The sequence below is a fragment of the Pseudomonas palmensis genome (genome assembly GCF_017848315.1).
Taxonomy (GTDB): domain Bacteria; phylum Pseudomonadota; class Gammaproteobacteria; order Pseudomonadales; family Pseudomonadaceae; genus Aquipseudomonas; species Aquipseudomonas palmensis.
Window position 1 is genome coordinate 72,275 of the sequence record NZ_JAFKEC010000012.1, and the last position, 15,865, is coordinate 88,139.

Sequence of the window (15,865 nt, forward strand, 5' to 3'; positions counted from 1 at the left end):
GGCATTATGTCCACCGAGCTCCAGCCCTATGTCGCCGCAGTGATCCCTCGGCAACGTTGTTTCAGTTCCTCCAAGCAGGAGAGGGCAAGTGGCGAGGCGGTGCGCTGGCCGTTGCGCTTGGATCGCTCGCGGGGTGGTTCCTCCGGCACAGGCTTCGCTGGGCGTGAAGGAGGGTTTGCGGATTTCTCTTGCTCGGTACGCGCGGCCCACAGAGTGAATTCGCCCTGGCAGGCGCGCTTGATCAAGCCCATCAGATAGGCGACCGGTTTTCGAATCTCACCGCGGGCGCAGCGCACCGCCGCTTCATTGATCACCGCTTGTTGCTGTTCCGGCTCGAGCTGACGCATCGCCTGGGAGGCCATACGCCGCTCGTTCGGGTTCAGCGGTAAATCCTCAGGCCACCGTGCTCGACCAAACTCCACCTGCCCCAGTACCGTACTTTTTTTGCTTTGCTCTTTCTGTACTGTACGGCCAGCGTCGGCATTCCGAATCACAGCCAGATCCGCTGCATTGCCGCAGGGTTCGGGATTGGTTGCACCAGCCGGAGAATTCCGAATGGGGTGGTGTGCGCCAGGTTCGGAATCCTCTGTCTGTGTTTCATCGTTCATCAGCGGCAGTGTTTGCTGTTGGACCAGCGGCAGCGAGCCGAGCCTGTCCTTGTCGAGCTGGGACACCTGGGGGTCGGCCTGGATCTCGGCGATCACATGCTGCGCCACGTCCCGGACCCCTTTGGTGGCATGGGAGAGGTTCTGTCGCAGCAACGCCGCGTAGCCGCTGTCCAGCTCCAACTGTTCGGCTGCGGTCAACGGATCGCCGTGCAGCACATAGACGCAACCACGCAGACAGCCGCTAGCATCGCGTGAGCGCTCCACCAGGCTGAGCCAGCGCGTGGTGCGCAGAACGTTGAGTGCGCGGGCGATGGTTTCCCGAGAGGCCTGAGTACCGCAGGGACTGGTCGCCAGGTAGGGCTGCAGGTCCTGGTAGCGTGGCGTCTTGACCTGACGTTCGGTGATCAGCCAGCGAAGCACTTGCCAAGTGTTGCGTTCCAGTGGCGTCAGGCGGCGATCCAGCAGCAAGGTCTGCGGCAGCGGGTTATTGTCGCCGTAGTAGATCGTCCGCACCGCGGGCTCCTCGGTGGGGACAACCAGTTTGCCGTTCGCCGCGTACCACTCATTTCGGCGCCGAAGGGCGTCGTAGCACTGACGCACCACGTCCTGCCAGTCGACCTCGTAAAAGCTCAGCATGGTGTGCCTCCGTACAGTTCGACCTGTTGCCAGACCAGGGTCAGGCTGATGTGTTGCTCCTCGGCCAGCATCATCATGGTGTCCAGCGGATCGTTGTCCGGATCCTCTGTGCGCAGCTGGCTCCAGCGATTCCACACGGCATGCTCCTGCACTTCACTGAGCTGGACCGGCCGACCGCGGTGCGTCTCGATCTTCAGCACGCGGCGGCGCAACGCGGTCTCCGAATGGTCCAGGCCGAAGCAGCGGTACATGATGTTTGAGCTCGCGCCCAACTTGAGCGCCCGGTTGATCAACCGCTCGTTCTGCTCATCGCGCTCGGCCTGAACGATCAGGCGGCGCAACACGGTGAGGTCGACCTTCACTTCGACCCAGGCGATCGACGAGTGCGCCAGGTGAGACAGGGTGGTCGGGGGCAGCGACTGCAGCACCTCGATGTCTTCATCGGCCAGACCCAGGGCCTTGCAGCGCTGTAACCTGCCATGGCGCAGCTCATGCAGCACCTGGTTCAACATGGCATGGTTCAACAGATTGAAAGTTGTGCTCATGAGGTGGCTCCTCACGTTATCGAGTGGACGACAGCGTCAGTTCGATCAACTGCCGGGCGTGGCGGATCAGCGTGAACAGCTGCTCCAGCTGGGCATCAGGAAGGCGTTCAAGGCCCACCGTCAGGGCTGGGCGGTCGGTGAAGGGAAGGTCGTAAACGCCGATCAGCAGCTGACCAAACAGTGCTGCCGGCAACTGCTGACGTTCTTTCCAGGCCACGTCGTCCTGAAGGCGCAGCAGGGCCGAGAGCAGCAGCTGAATACCGGTGTGCCGCGAGCTGAGTCGCTCGCCATGTCCCGGTGAAAGCGTGAAGCCCAGACCGTCCACGAGTGGGCTAACCATGTCGCTGGCGTCTGCGTAAGCGGCAAGGTCGGCAGCCAGGCCGGCGCAGATCGCGCGCAAGTCGCTGATATCGTCCAGTGGCCCGGAGCATGATGGTGACGCGACGACCGGGCTAGGAGCATCCTCGAGCTCTTCCAGGGGCTTGTCTGGCAACGGTTCGTCACCCAGCGCTTGGCGTATATCGTGTAGGCGTGGTGCCTGCAGTGGCTGGAGGGCCTCAGCTGGCTCCGGATCTGGCTCTAGCTTGGGCGCCTTGGTCTTTCTTCCCGGCGCATGGACAGGTATTGGTGAGGCCGCTGGGGACTGGCCAGGCAGGGCGGGTAGCGAGGGACGTTGTCCCTGGTGCAGCTCCAGTGCCAACAGACGAGGCGTCTGCTCCAGACTCACTGCCATCCTGGCAATCAATTCGTCCTGCAGCTCACTCGAGTCCAGCTCGGGCTTTTCACCGTCGAACGCTGACAGAACTTCAAACCACAGAAGCGGGAACTGCTCGGGGCTGCCGAAGTATCGGTTCCAGATCGCCTCAGCCCGCCGTCGCAAGCTGATGAGGCGCCCGATGGCGTTTTTGCCCAGGCCCGCGTACAACACCTGCGGGATGACGGGTAGCAGGTGCTCGAGTGCGTCGAACATGCGGCTGATGTGTGACTGCGAGATGGGATAGCCACCCTCGCTCAAGCGCGTCGCGAGTTCGCGCTGGGTGAGGTGGGCGTCGCTGGGCTGAAACATGTCCTGCAGCTTCGCCACGGCCAGCGCCCGCTCGATAAACGTCAACTGGCCGTGCAGGTCACTCTCGGCCAGATGCCCGAGCAAGGTATGTGCTTCCGATTGCCAAGGGCGGAACAGGCAATGGATACGGAAGAACCGCTCTTCGCGCGTTTCCTGCCACAGCTCGCCGAGGATGCTCAGACGGGTGTTGCCGCCGTTGCGGATGATGAAGTGCGGTTCATCGGGGCGGCGGGTGATGGCGGGTGGCTGATCCAGGCCGCGCTCGCGGATCGAAGCCTTGATGTCGTCATACAGTGGGTTGCGGATTACACGCGGGTTAAGTTCGTAGGGGCGCAATTGCTCGAGATTGACCACCATCGGCGTATCCCCAACGGGAGCCGCCGCTAGATCGCAACCGTGTTTCTGCGGAAAGTGCGCCTGTTGCAGTTGACGCGTGATGTCTTCGGAGGTCGGCGGCTTCATTACTCATTCTCCGTTCAACTGCGACGGATCAGCTGGTGCTCGGCAGTGGCCGGGCGGCCAGGCGAATGCACGGCGAGGGCACCGAGTTGCTTAGCCCATTGCGGGAAAAGCTCGATGGCCAAGCCGCGCATGATCTCGGCGGCACAAGGGCTGCGGCTGCCGGACAGTGGAACTGGCTCAACGCGGTGCACAGGCAGGCCGAGCGATGCGGCATTCGGATAGGCTACGCGGTCGGGAACCACCACGCTGCAAACGCTGACATGCGGGTCATCCTGAAAAGAGGTTTGTAGGCTCCGGATGATTAAGCGGGTATCGCGACGATTGGCGTTGACCTGGTTGAGCAGCAGCTTCACCGACGGCAAGGCTACGCCGAGGTAGCGGTAAGGCTCCAGCTCTTCAAGCAGGCCCAGCGTGCCCCGGCGCAGCTCGCGCGCGGCGAGCATTTCCGGCGGGACCGGACACACTGCGCAATCGGAGGCGAGGATGACCATCTCCACCACCACGCTGCGCGCTCCTTGGGTGTCGATGATCAGCACATCGTAATAATCTTCGAAGGCTGGCAGCAGGTTGCGCAGTCGCAGTCGGCCATCGGCCGCGTGAAGCAGCAGGGTGCTGATATGTCCGGCGCGGTCGTTGGAGACGATCAAATCGAGGTGCTGAATGACTGTGGTGGAGATGACCTGCTCATGCGCCGTGAGCCGCTGGGCAATGAGCTCGTAGCTGCCGCCCTCCCGGGACTCGCCTAAGGCGAAGTAACTGGACAGCGTAGGTTGGCTGTCCAGATCCAGCAGTAGAACGCGAAGCCCTGCATCGGCGAGCACACCGCCCAGGTTGGCGGCGACGGTGGTCTTGCCTGCGCCGCCCTTGGTCGAAATCAGCGAGAGGACGTCCATGGTCAGTCCCCCGAGGACAGTCGGTCCTGGACCCACTGTTCGATTTCCAGTGAGTCCCAACCGACGGCGCGTGTGCCGATGCGCCGGCATTGCGGGAACTGCCCGGCCTTCATCAGGTTGTAGATGTGCGAACGCTTGAAGCCGGTTTTCAGTTCCACTTCATCGCGACGCATGATGTGACGGTCGGCTGGCAGAGAGGCAGGGCTGGTCGATTGCATGATGTCACTCCGTAGCGCCGGGTGGCGCGTGGTGGGAAGTGACAGTCAGTGAAGGTCGGAAGAGGGTGAAAAGCATTGTCAGGCAATGCCGAGCATTGCCTGACAATGCGGCGTTAGCCCCGTGCTGCCTGGGCCATATGGCGGCGAGCCGCGGCAAATCTCCGATCAAGGGTACTTTTACTCAGGCCGTTTACCCCAGGAAATCGAAGTGTAATGGCCTCTACCAAGGCTGCCTGGCTCGGGTAGATCGATTGCCTTTGCCCTGTTTTCGATTTGCTGAGCGTGACTTCCAGCAATGCGCCGACGATCACGTTGTGCATAGCTTCGGAAGTGTCGGAAGGAATGCCAACAGAATCGAGTCGCGCTACCAGTTGGTTGTTGAGCGTGGTGAGCGAAGCCATTTTATCAGCGCTGGCAGCATACGACAGTTGCAATTGCTCTATGGTACGCAGCGCAAAGTCCAGCTCCGCCTGTTTGGCCAAGTGCGCATTCAGGCTGACACACCCTGAGTGATCTGTGCTTGACGAAAACAGGAAAGCGGGCCTTTCGCCTGGGTAGTTGCGGGCGAACCAGACCACAAGGTCGGCGCGCCGGACGGACCAGTACACCCGGTGTAGCTGATAGTCCGAAGTGATCGGATGACCCAAATAGGTCGCGGGCAAGTCGCCGCTGAGAATGGCCTCATAAATGCACTCCGCGTAATCATGCAGACGTGGCCATTGGGGAAAGTGCTTGAGCAGGCTGCCAGGATGGGACAGTTCGGCTTGAAGAATTTCGTCTTCGTGATCGGACAAGTCACACCACAGGATGGCGGCGTCAATGGGATGGTAAGAGCTTCTTATCGAGATCATGGCACACAGCCTCCTGCTGCGTTCGTCCTAGGATCGCTGGCGGGGGCGTTGCTGTGCCTCAGTCGAGCGAGTCAATACCTTTAGATCCGTACCGAACTCCTTGATAGTTTCGATACTTACGTGGGTCCGCATCGAACTATTGAATGACATCTAGCGGGTACATTCGAGTGCACCCGCTGCCGGCTCAAGCAACTTCTATGGTTCTCCTGATTAAATCCGTATCGTCGAATCCACGAAGCTTATCAGCTATCGCTCCGCTCTTGGTGAGCTTTACCGTCACTCTTTCTTTCCGTAGCGTCCGATGGAGCCTGATCTCGCTTCGCTTGCTTGGAAGCTTCTGGAGCACGTTTCTCGAACTCCGCTCTGGTGTGTTGCTGCCAGTTTTGGAGTGCCTCCGCGCCGCCCTCGGCCGCCGCATTGATACTGATTAGGGATAGGATTATAGTCACTGCCAACGTAGGGGATTTCATGGGTCTAAACTCTTAGCTTTGGTCGGCTGATATTACGCAAATTTTTGACTCTAAAAAACCCAGCATTCAGAGTTATAGTGGACGAGAACTCGGACAATGGCAGTTGATAGGATTGAAGCAATGCGCGCCTTTTGCAGCATTGTTGAAGTTGGTAGCTTTGTAAGCGCAGCTAATATGCTTGGTGTGCCGAAAGCTACCATTTCAGGTCAAGTGAAATCTTTAGAGAATAGCCTGGGGATTGCGTTACTCACAAGGACGACGAGAAAGGTTGAGGTCACAGCGACCGGCTTGGCGTACTACGAGAAAGCCAGATTAATATTGGACGATGTGGATGATTTGGAAGCTCTAGTTGCACAAACCCCCACCGCAATGAGAGGGAGAATTAGAGTAAAAATGCCTTCGGCAGTTGGGGCGGGCGTTGTAATTCCGAAACTTCCGGAGTTTATTTCGCAATATCCTAATTTATTTATTGATATCGCATATAGTGAGTGGGCTGGGACGGACTGTGCTGTTGTCACCAGCGATGAATATGATAATGATCTAGTGCGGCGTGACATAGGGAGGTTACGATTCTGTCTTTGCGCATCCGTATCTTATTTGGAAGCTGGAAGCGCGATACTTAACGTGAGCCATTTAACCGAGCATAAGTATCTGGGTTTTAGATTTCCAGGTACGGAGAGAAAAGCTCGACAGCGACTGCTGCGGGGAAGCGAAATTCATGAAATAAAGCAAACTCCGTATATGTATTTCAATAACGGAGCCGCCGTCTCTTCGGCCACGGTAGCTGGCCTGGGAGTTGCGTTGTTGCCGCTTGCCGAAGCGCAGCCTTTGATTGCAAACGGCTCGATTCGACAGATTCTACCGGACTGGGAGGCTGAAAGCACAGTGTTGTCAATTGTTTATCCGAAGCATAACAGGTTGTCTTCGCGTATAAAGGCATTTGCGGCTTGGCTGGAGGATATTATGAGCAGAGATGAAGTGTGGCGGTTAGGGGGGTAATCATGTGTTTTCTAGTTGGATGGCAAGAATATGTTGCAGTGCCTCGCTCGGTAGTATTCGGATACGCTTGAACTCTGGGGGTTAAGTGATTATGGCAGGCTTGGTATTCTATGGTTGTCGATAAAATATTTTTACGCGAAATTACTTTTTGATCGATAGAAGTGGGCAAGGTTGTGGTTATTTGTCTCGATCTCACTAAACCATATGCTGGCAGGAGTGTGCTGATACGCTTTTGCTTGTGGACTACGGGTAGGCTCAGAAAAGTGTGGCGCCTGTGACCGCTCCCGTGGTCACAGACGCAGAGTTTAGCTTGAATGTGGATTAGGAGGTAAGAACTAAGTGTACGATTTTCTGTAGCATATCTCTGCTTATTACAGTTCTCGCTTCGGCGTTTCGTAGAGCTCTCGACGAGAGACCTTCGAATAACGCTGCAATGATTTCACAGCGCGATCTAATATCTGATGCATCGGCCCCGAACAGGTCATTAAATGACTGGCTCATGGCGTTGTCATGCTCCTGGATTAATTTAGAGACTTTAGGGTTGCGGCTAGCTTCGGCCAAAATCTCGACGGCGAGAGCCGCATGATTGAAATCCATGTATCTGTCTGCACATTTTGGTACCAACTCGACGAAGGCCGCAATCGGTCCCGCTTCGCTGGAGTTATCGATTACTTCCTGAATGAGGTCTGCCAGCTCGTTATGCTCCCTGGCAACGACTCCTTCGATTATACTTTCTTTGCCCCCAAAAAAATGATGGATATGGCCCGGACTCATCCCGGCAGCAGCGGAGATTTGCGCCATGCTGGCACGGTGAAAGCCTTCCATTCTCACGCACTCTGCTGCTGCCGATAGCACTTGATCCTTTCTGCGAGCAGCAACGGCGCTATCACCCATTTTCTTAACCATCCAATGCCTCCTCTATGCCTATCTATCCGGGACACTTGCGCTCTAACGACCAAAACAGTGTACACTGGTTGATGGGTGGGTCGATCGACCTAGATTGATTTAGCCACAAATTTGGAGGTCGCCGATAGCGGGCCTCCTGCTAACACACTAAACGTGGGTGGGTCAACCCACCTAAAAATGGTTATCAAAATGTATTTTTTTAAATCGAAGATGCCAGGCGCACTAGCGTTAATGGCGCTCATGAGTCTCGCGGGTTGCGAAAACTCTAAGTCGGAAGTCAAGGTACAAGCGGATCCACCTCGCGTCGGCACTATTAGCCTTCATCCAGAGACACTACAACTAAAGGTAGAACTCCCTGGCCGCACCCGTGCCACAGAGGGCGCTGAAATCCGTCCGCAGGTGACTGGAATATTGCTTAAAAAAGCATTTGACGAAGGGGCCTATGTTAAAAAAGGTCAATTGCTTTATCAGATTGATGCGGCACCCTATCGAGCTGCGCTTGCTCGTGCGCATGCGAACTACCATTCGGCTGAGGCGCTGATTAAGCGTTACAAAACACTTATAGAAACTAGCGCTATTAGCAGGCAACAATTTGACGACGCACAGTCACGCTTCATGGAGGCTAAGGCAGACCTTGAAGTTGCTCAAATAAACCTGGATTATACTCGAATAGTTGCTCCTATTTCAGGCAGGATAGGTAGGTCAAGCGTCACGCAAGGTGCTTTGGTTATCGAAAACCAGTCATCGGCCTTGGCGGTCATACAACAACTAGATCCGATATACGTTGATGTCGTTCAGCCTGCAAGTATGCTCTTGCAACGGAAAAATTATTTAAGCAAGCATAGCGCTGGCCCGAAAGATTCAAATGAACATCATAGTGCTGTATACGTTGCCTTAGAAGACGGTGCTAAATACGGGTATGCTGGTAAGTTACAGTTTTCAGAAGTGCAGGTGGACGAGAGTACGGGCGCCGTCACCTTGAGGGTGCTTATGCCCAATCCGGAGCATATTCTGCTCCCGGGAATGTTTGTCAGGGCCGAGCTTGAGTCAGGTTCGCGTGAGCAGGCGATACTAATACCTCAGAAAGCTGTCTCAAGGAACAGTCGTGGTGAGACTTCTGTGTTTCTTGTGGACTCCGAAAATGTGGTTTCGGAACGTAAATTTCAAGCCGAGCGTTTAATTCAAGGTCGCTGGCTAACAGATGAACCGTTCGCTCCGGGGTCCAGAATTATAGTCAACGGTATACAACATGTGAAAGCGGGCATGAAAGTCGATGCATACGATGTTGGGGCGACGGCTGATCGACTTACCTCTGTTGGAATTACTAGATAACTGGCGGTACCATGTCAAAGTTTTTCATTGAAAGACCCGTTTTTGCTTGGGTTGTAGCTATTGTTATTATGTTGGCCGGGGCGCTGTCACTGAAAGGTCTTCCCGTCAATCAATATCCGGATGTCGCCCCTCCTGCAATTGGCATTATTGCAAGCTATCCAGGTGCATCCGCCCAGACAGTACAAGATACTGTCACTCAAGTAATTGAGCAGCAGCTTAATGGACTAGATGGGTTACGATACATACGCTCTGAGAGCAATGCTGATGGGAGCGTTACGATCGTAGTGACTTTTGAGCAAAATATCAATCCGGATACTGCTCAAGTCCAGGTCCAGAATAAGCTATCGCTTGCGACGCCAATGCTCCCTCAGGCAGTTCAGCAAATCGGACTGCGAGTGGTTAAGTATAAGCTTAATTTTATGATTGTCGCAGGCCTGGTTTCTGAGGATGGCAGTCTCGATAATTATGCACTAGGAGATTTGGTCGTTTCACAACTTCAGGATCCGCTGACACGCACACCAGGCGTCGGCGACTTCATGGTTCTGGGCGCTCAAAACGCAATGCGTGTTTGGCTGGATCCACTGAAATTAAATAACTATCAGTTAATGCCAGCAGACGTTACTCGAGCCATTGAGGAGCAAAATGTACAAATCTCTTCAGGACAGTTGGGGGGGCGTCCTAATGTTGAAGCTGCGCAGCTCAATGCAACGATCATAGGGAAATCCCTGCTTAGAACTCCTCAGGAGTTCAAAAATATCCTGCTGAAGGTCAATGCTGACGGGTCGCAAGTCAAGTTGCAGGACGTCGCCGACATTGAGCTCGGTGCTGATGACTTTTCAATCAGTGCAATGGCGAACGGAAAGCCCAGCGCTGGTATTGCGCTACGCCTTGTTACTGGCGGTAATACACTGGACGCGGTTGCTGCAGTTCAAGAGACTCTGAAGCGTATAAGTCCCACCCTGCCAAAGGGTGTAAAAGTAATTTACCCATACGATACGGCACCAGTAGTCAGTGAGTCGATCAACGGTGTAGTGCATACGTTGATCGAAGCCGTCGTGCTTGTTTTTGTCATAATGTATTTGTTCTTGCAGAATCTGAGGGCTACGTTAATACCAACGCTGGCGGTTCCTGTTGTACTTCTGGGGACATTTGGTGTTATGGCATTGTTCGGGTTCACCGTCAATATCCTCACAATGTTCGGGCTGGTTCTGGCAATCGGACTATTGGTGGACGATGCAATCGTAGTTGTTGAGAATGTCGAGCGCCTCATGAAGGAGGAAGGGTTGAGCCCATTGGACGCGACTCGTAAGTCCATGGAGCAAATATCCGGCGCCCTTGTTGGTATAGGCCTTGTGTTATCCGCCGTATTTATACCTATGGCGTTTTTTGGGGGATCGACGGGTGTAATTTATCGACAGTTTTCGGTCACTATCGTTACCTCCATGGCGCTTTCGGTATTCGTCGCTCTCGTGTTTACGCCTACGCTATGCGCTACACTTCTAAAGCCCGTCCATGCTGAACACTCAGGGAGCGGTTTTTTTGGTTGGTTCAATCGAATGTTTGATCGCTCAACAGCTCGCTATGGGCATGGCGTTGAACTAGTAGTTAACAATCGCGGGCGCGCGTCCGGGGTGTACGTACTTATTGTATTGGCATTGGCTTTCCTGTTTCCAATGCTGCCTACATCATTTTTGCCTGGTGAGGATCAAGGTTTTATTTTGGCGCAGGTAGAGCTTCCGCCTAATAGTACTGCAACACAGACCGATAAAGTGCTTGAGGAAATGACTGCCTATCTGCTGCATGATGAAAAAGATTCTGTTGAGACTGTTTTTGCAATCAACGGTTTCAGTTTTTCTGGTAGGGGACAGAATAGCGGCATGGCGTTCATTATGCTAAAGCCCTGGGGTGATCGCAAAACGACGGCGTTTGAATTGCAAGAAAGGTCAATGCATTATCTACGTACGATTGAATCTGCGTCGGTGATTACGTTTATGCCTCCGGCCATTATGGAGCTAGGGAACGCGGCAGGCTTTAATTTCTTCCTGCAAGACTACAGTGGCGCTGGGCATAACCATCTCATGGAAATGCGTGCTCAGCTATTGGAAAAAGCCGCTCAGCGCCCAGAGCTAGCACTGGTTCGGCCTAATGGTAAGGCTGACGAACCTCAGTACCAGGTAGTGATAGACGACGAAAAGGCTCGAGCCTATGGCCTAACGCTTGCGGATATCAACAGCACGATGAGTGCTGTTTGGGGAGCTTCATATGTGAATGATTTTATCGATCGTGAGCGTGTAAAGCGTGTATACGTTCAAGGTGTACCTCAAGCCCGTATTACTCCTGACGATTTTGCGAAATGGTATGTGCGTAACAAAAGTGGGGAAATGGTGTCGTTCGCTGCTTTCGCTACGGGTTCATGGACTTTCGGCTCCCCAAAGCTGGAGCGATACAATGGCACACCCGCCATTGAATTTCTCGGTCAACCGGCACCTGGTTTTAGTACCGGGGATGCAATGAAAGCCATTGAAGAAATTGCCGCGTCACTGCCACCCAGCAGTGCGATTGCCTGGACTGGTCTCTCATATGAGGAGAGGATCAGTGGATCTCAAGCTTCTTCCCTCTATTTGCTGTCAGTAGTGGCAGTGTTTCTATGTCTAGCAGCACTATATAATAGCTGGTCTATTCCTATTGCAGTGATGTTAGTCGTCCCACTTGGTATCTTGGGCACGGTCGGAGGCACGCTCATGCGCGGATTGGATAATGATGCGTTCTTCCAGATCGGGTTGTTGACGACTGTTGGGCTCTGCGCAAAAAATGCGATATTGATTGTCGAGTTCGCTAAAGAACTTTATGGAAAGGGTGGGCGGACATTGAATGCTGCGGCGATCGAAGCCTCAAAACTTCGATTGCGTCCTATTATAATGACTTCTTTAGCATTTACTATGGGTGTGATCCCCTTGGTGATATCCCATGGCGCTAGCGCAGGTAGTAAACATGCGATCGGTACCGGTGTAATTGGGGGGATGATAACTGCTACGTTCCTTGCAATATTCTTTATTCCACTCTTCTACGTGCAGGTGACATCTCTTTCTAATTCAAAACGTCAAAGGCGTGAGGTTGTTGGTGAGGAGATGTCAGAATGACCGTTAACGCCATCCATTATACAATCGTCCGTCTGTCGTTGCTGAGCGTTGCTTTGACAGGGTGTAGTTCGCTTGCGCCAGTGTATAAGCGTCCTCCGCTCCCTGTTGCAGAAAAATGGGCGAATTCAGCGATGCCTAGCTCTCAGAGAGATACTCCAAACCTTAACACTGGTGATCGTTGGGAGGGCCTTTTTACCAATGTCGAGCTCCGCTCGCTGATAGAACTGGCATTGAAAAATAACCGGGATCTAAGGGTTGCGAATCTTAACGTTCAAAAAAGTAGAGCCTTGTATCGAATTGAGCGAGCCGGGCTCATGCCACAAACTCAGGTAGGGGCTGCAAAAAACTATGTACGTACACCGGGATCACTTACATCATCTGGGGCTGATGAGACCGCAAAAAGCTATGATCTAAGCGTGGGAATTACATCGTGGGAGCTGGATTTATTCGGGAAAATTCGAAGTTTAGAGAACCAAGCTCTAAATGAGTATCTTGCTACTGAGTCGGCTCGGAGAGCTACTAAAATAAACATTATCGCCGAGACGGCACTTGCATATTTAAGACTGACAGCCAACCACGAACTTCTAGCAGTCGCGACTGATACGCTGAAAAGTCGTAAGCAAGGATTGGCCCTGCAGACCCAACTCAGACATGTTGGAAGTTCGTCTGATCTTGAGTTAAATCAAGCGTCAGCTGAGTTCAATCAGGCAGAGGACGAGTATCTCGCGAGCGAAGCAGCATTTGTTCAGTCTCGTAATGCTTTAGAGTTGCTGGTCGGGAGTTCTATTTCGGGATTGGAGCTTACTTTGGATCCTGGGGAATCAGCGGTAGGCGTCACCGACATACCACCAGGTTTGCCCTCGGATTTACTTACTCATCGGCCTGATATAGTTGCGGCTGAATATCAGCTAGTTGGCGCGGAGGCTAATATTGGAGCGGCACGCGCAGCGTTTTTCCCGAGTGTAACTCTCACTGGCAGCTTGGGATACGCTAGTCCGTCGCTTAATACGCTGACCTCGGGTGCAAATCGTACTTGGGAGTTTTTACCGAAAATTAACGTACCAATCTTTACCGGCGGGAGGCTACGCGCCGGTTTAGAGGTCAGCAAGGCGAACAGGGACATAGCCGTGGCAAACTATGAACGAACAATACAGACGGCATTCCAAGAAGTCGCAGATGCGTTGGCTGTGCGGGCTACCATTAATAAGCGAGTGGATGCTCAGCAGCGACGGCTAAACGCTGCGGAAGCGGCTCACACTTTGGTCGTCCAGCTGTACGGTACAGGTGTTGCTAGCTACCTTGAAGTCCTAGATGCTCAGCGTACCCTTAACAACGCTCTCAATGATCGGATCACTACAAAGCTCGCTCGAGAGCAGAACCTAATAATGTTATACAAGTCACTCGGGGGGGCGTGGGGCGCATAAGTGTAAGTGGATCGTATGGATGATTCTGTTCGGTTAGTGGACGATCATGATGTTTAAAGACGTCGTAGGGCTCCAGCTTACAGAATGTAGTTGCGCATCGCTTCCCATTAATAGTAAAGGATCGCCTTGTGTAGTGTAATATCTGCCGAGCAAATTACATTAACCATCACTTATATACACAGCCGACCGCTCTGCGGTCGGTTTTACGTGGGGTTTGTGATGTTATGAGTATTTTCTCTAAAGTTTTTAGGAACTGAGTCTATTAAAGACTAGTATGCGCAGAACGGTCACATATGTTCCTAGCGATGTCAATTGTGAGTGGAAAAGCATCCTCGGCTCAGCAAAAAATAGCTTTTTATAGTAATAAATTTCTTGGGTGTAGGGCATAGGTCTGGTTGGCTTCTGCTCCTGTGCCCACCTCGCAGTAACGCTCGGCAGGGCCAAGAATCAATGGGTACCTGACATAGAGCTGCGGAGTAGAAGTAGATTCTTTTTCGGCTGCAGCGTCGACTCTAGACCTGTATAGTTTCAAGATCATTCAATCACTTATGACATGATCTTAAGGCAGGTCAGTATTTGCCCATAATTGATCGAGCTTGAACCTCAGTACAAAGGCACCTCACTGGCGCAGTCTATACGTGCGGGGAGGGGGGCACCAGCCGATTCGGCGCTCTCGGCTGGCTGTGAAAGGCAGGGATCTCTCACCTATCAGTTAGGGTGAGTGTGAGAGCACTGATCCCTACATGATTGGGCCAAGATTTTAGGAGGGCACCAATTGGCAGTGGGCTAATGTTCATAGTGTTGAATCACCTGAGGATGCCAGTTGCCTTTGATGGGTTCTAAGTGTACGAATCTTAAACAGGAGCGGAACCGATTCAAGATCTTGAGTTACTAATCATCTGTTACTTATTTCGTTGCCTAAGTCAATATTCTCCAGGCAAGGCGGCAAGGAATTTTCGTAAGCGAGCCAGGTTGGGGTTGACTAACTATTAAGTGCGCTCGCTGAAATAAATTGACGTTAGTCTATGCAAGTGAATTATATAATTCGCTCGGCCGGCGCTATATGTCAGGACACAACTGTCGTTATATGCAAATCTTGTAATCTATTTAAAGAGTTCTTTGGTCTCTCGAGTATCTTGCAATTTCGCAGGCGGCGAAGCTTGACCAAATACCGCTGGTGCCAGAGCAATCGACTCAGTCGCGGTTGTTTTAAACGAGTCCTTCGGTGCGGAAGCGTGTTGAATGGTTTTCTTGATTCTATCTTGAAAGCGAATGGCGGCATGAGCTCCATCTGCTGCATTTACATTACTTGCGGTTAGTGATAGGAGGCAGAAAAATAATGTTGCTTTATCTATCGTCATGGTTCATTTGTCTCCGATTTTGTTAGTGTAGCGTAAGATATCCTGTTATGAAGATAAAGCATAAAAAACTATACACACTGTTCGATATATCGTACAGATCAGAGATGTGTAGATGCTGGAGCTAAACCTTGGCCTAATCAATTCCTGTCCGTCTCGGAAGGAGTTGAGGGCAGTGGCCAGATTGGCTGAGTCTGAATGCGGTATAGCTACCTCGGCCCGGCGCTACGCATAAGTGTAAGTTCTAATGTTATCTTTTTACGTTTATTCTGAGCACATTCAGCCATCCAGGCTGGATGCGATTTATCAGGTTTTATCTGTGAGCCGTCTGGCACGTAGTTCTCGTTGGTGAGAGAACACTGAATGCCGTAGTTGCGCCGCTGAGATCTAAATGCTCTTGGAGTTGCATATGCGACTTTAAGTAACAGGGATATAAGCTTTTGGTTCTAGGCGTTACATTAGGGTGTCGCAATGTCTACCGTTGCCGCAGCTTTAGTTGGTGATGGCCGATCTGTTATTCTAGTTGGAAACTGGTCTAAGGATTATACAGTCTGAGCGCTTGTAGAAATGGTTATATCGACCGGCAATCGGCCTGCAGTTGATGGCGCAGTGGATGTGCGGGAAACTAAGTAGAGGTTTGTGCAGCTACGCACGAGTTGTTTTCTATAGTCTTACGAAGAGACTTATCTGGGGCCGTGAAATCAGATGAGTAGCCGTAGCATCGCCTGCCGAGAACGCTGATGGTAGCTGCCACCAAGCAGGAGAGCGAACGCAAATGGTGCGTTATTGCTGTGCATTTGTTCAGGCAATCTGCCCGGTTACACGGGAATGCTTCAGAAAACAACCTAATGCACAACAATGGGGCTTCAAATGCACCAAGAACGGGCTCTCAGGTGTTCAAACATCCGTAAGGCCGGATTGGGTGAGCATCAAGCATAACGCCAGGTTCCGCAGGCA

The 15,865-nt window shown here is 52.7% G+C and carries 12 protein-coding genes; 4 read left to right on the forward strand and 8 right to left on the reverse strand.

Annotation, left to right across the window (positions count from 1 at the left end; genetic code table 11):
- Window positions 1–26: 26 nt before the first annotated feature.
- The 6 genes from JZZ72_RS09820 to JZZ72_RS09845 form a co-directional block, all read right to left on the reverse strand.
- The gene (locus tag JZZ72_RS09820) at window positions 27–1,244 is read right to left on the reverse strand and encodes an STY4528 family pathogenicity island replication protein (RefSeq protein ID WP_210014373.1); all 1,218 of its coding nucleotides are present in this window, start codon (window positions 1,242–1,244) and stop codon (window positions 27–29) included.
- Window positions 1,238–1,789: a DUF2857 domain-containing protein gene (locus tag JZZ72_RS09825; RefSeq protein ID WP_210014374.1), complete on the reverse strand. Its 552-nt coding sequence runs from the start codon at window positions 1,787–1,789 to the stop codon at window positions 1,238–1,240. The genes JZZ72_RS09820 and JZZ72_RS09825 overlap by 7 nt, the downstream gene beginning before the upstream one ends.
- Before the next feature lie 16 nt (window positions 1,790–1,805).
- Complete coding sequence (locus tag JZZ72_RS09830) at window positions 1,806–3,317, reverse strand: ParB family protein (RefSeq protein WP_210014375.1); 1,512 nt, start codon at window positions 3,315–3,317, stop codon at window positions 1,806–1,808.
- 14 nt (window positions 3,318–3,331) lie between these two features.
- Window positions 3,332–4,210 carry a ParA family protein gene (locus tag JZZ72_RS09835; RefSeq protein WP_210014376.1) on the reverse strand — a complete coding sequence of 293 codons (879 nt, stop codon included), beginning with the start codon at window positions 4,208–4,210 and terminating at the stop codon, window positions 3,332–3,334.
- A 2-nt stretch (window positions 4,211–4,212) separates the two neighbouring features.
- Complete coding sequence (locus tag JZZ72_RS09840; protein WP_210014377.1) at window positions 4,213–4,428, reverse strand: AlpA family transcriptional regulator; 216 nt, start codon at window positions 4,426–4,428, stop codon at window positions 4,213–4,215.
- Window positions 4,429–4,541: 113 nt separating this feature from the next.
- Window positions 4,542–5,279 (reverse strand): hypothetical protein, encoded by a 738-nt coding sequence (locus JZZ72_RS09845; protein ID WP_210014378.1) that lies wholly within the window; start codon window positions 5,277–5,279, stop codon window positions 4,542–4,544.
- A gap of 590 nt (window positions 5,280–5,869) precedes the next feature.
- Here JZZ72_RS09845 and JZZ72_RS09850 point away from each other — a divergent pair.
- Window positions 5,870–6,748 carry a LysR family transcriptional regulator gene (locus JZZ72_RS09850; RefSeq protein ID WP_210014379.1) on the forward strand — a complete coding sequence of 293 codons (879 nt, stop codon included), beginning with the start codon at window positions 5,870–5,872 and terminating at the stop codon, window positions 6,746–6,748.
- A gap of 321 nt (window positions 6,749–7,069) precedes the next feature.
- Here JZZ72_RS09850 and JZZ72_RS09855 read toward each other — a convergent pair whose 3' ends face one another.
- Window positions 7,070–7,654, reverse strand: a complete 585-nt coding sequence (locus JZZ72_RS09855; protein WP_210014380.1) for a TetR/AcrR family transcriptional regulator — start codon at window positions 7,652–7,654, stop codon at window positions 7,070–7,072.
- Between the two features lie 189 nt (window positions 7,655–7,843).
- Here JZZ72_RS09855 and JZZ72_RS09860 point away from each other — a divergent pair, with 189 nt between their 5' ends.
- From JZZ72_RS09860 to JZZ72_RS09870, 3 genes are read left to right on the forward strand one after another with little or no spacing between them, the layout of a single operon-like run.
- Complete coding sequence (locus JZZ72_RS09860; RefSeq protein ID WP_210014381.1) at window positions 7,844–8,986, forward strand: efflux RND transporter periplasmic adaptor subunit; 1,143 nt, start codon at window positions 7,844–7,846, stop codon at window positions 8,984–8,986.
- A gap of 11 nt (window positions 8,987–8,997) precedes the next feature.
- Entirely contained in the window at window positions 8,998–12,126 is a 3,129-nt protein-coding gene (locus tag JZZ72_RS09865) for an efflux RND transporter permease subunit (RefSeq protein WP_210014382.1), read from the forward strand.
- Complete coding sequence (locus JZZ72_RS09870; protein ID WP_210014383.1) at window positions 12,123–13,550, forward strand: efflux transporter outer membrane subunit; 1,428 nt, start codon at window positions 12,123–12,125, stop codon at window positions 13,548–13,550. Before JZZ72_RS09865 ends, JZZ72_RS09870 begins: the two co-directional genes overlap by 4 nt.
- Before the next feature lie 1,103 nt (window positions 13,551–14,653).
- Here JZZ72_RS09870 and JZZ72_RS09875 read toward each other — a convergent pair.
- Window positions 14,654–14,911 (reverse strand): hypothetical protein, encoded by a 258-nt coding sequence (locus JZZ72_RS09875; RefSeq protein WP_210014384.1) that lies wholly within the window; start codon window positions 14,909–14,911, stop codon window positions 14,654–14,656.
- Window positions 14,912–15,865: the final 954 nt, after the last annotated feature.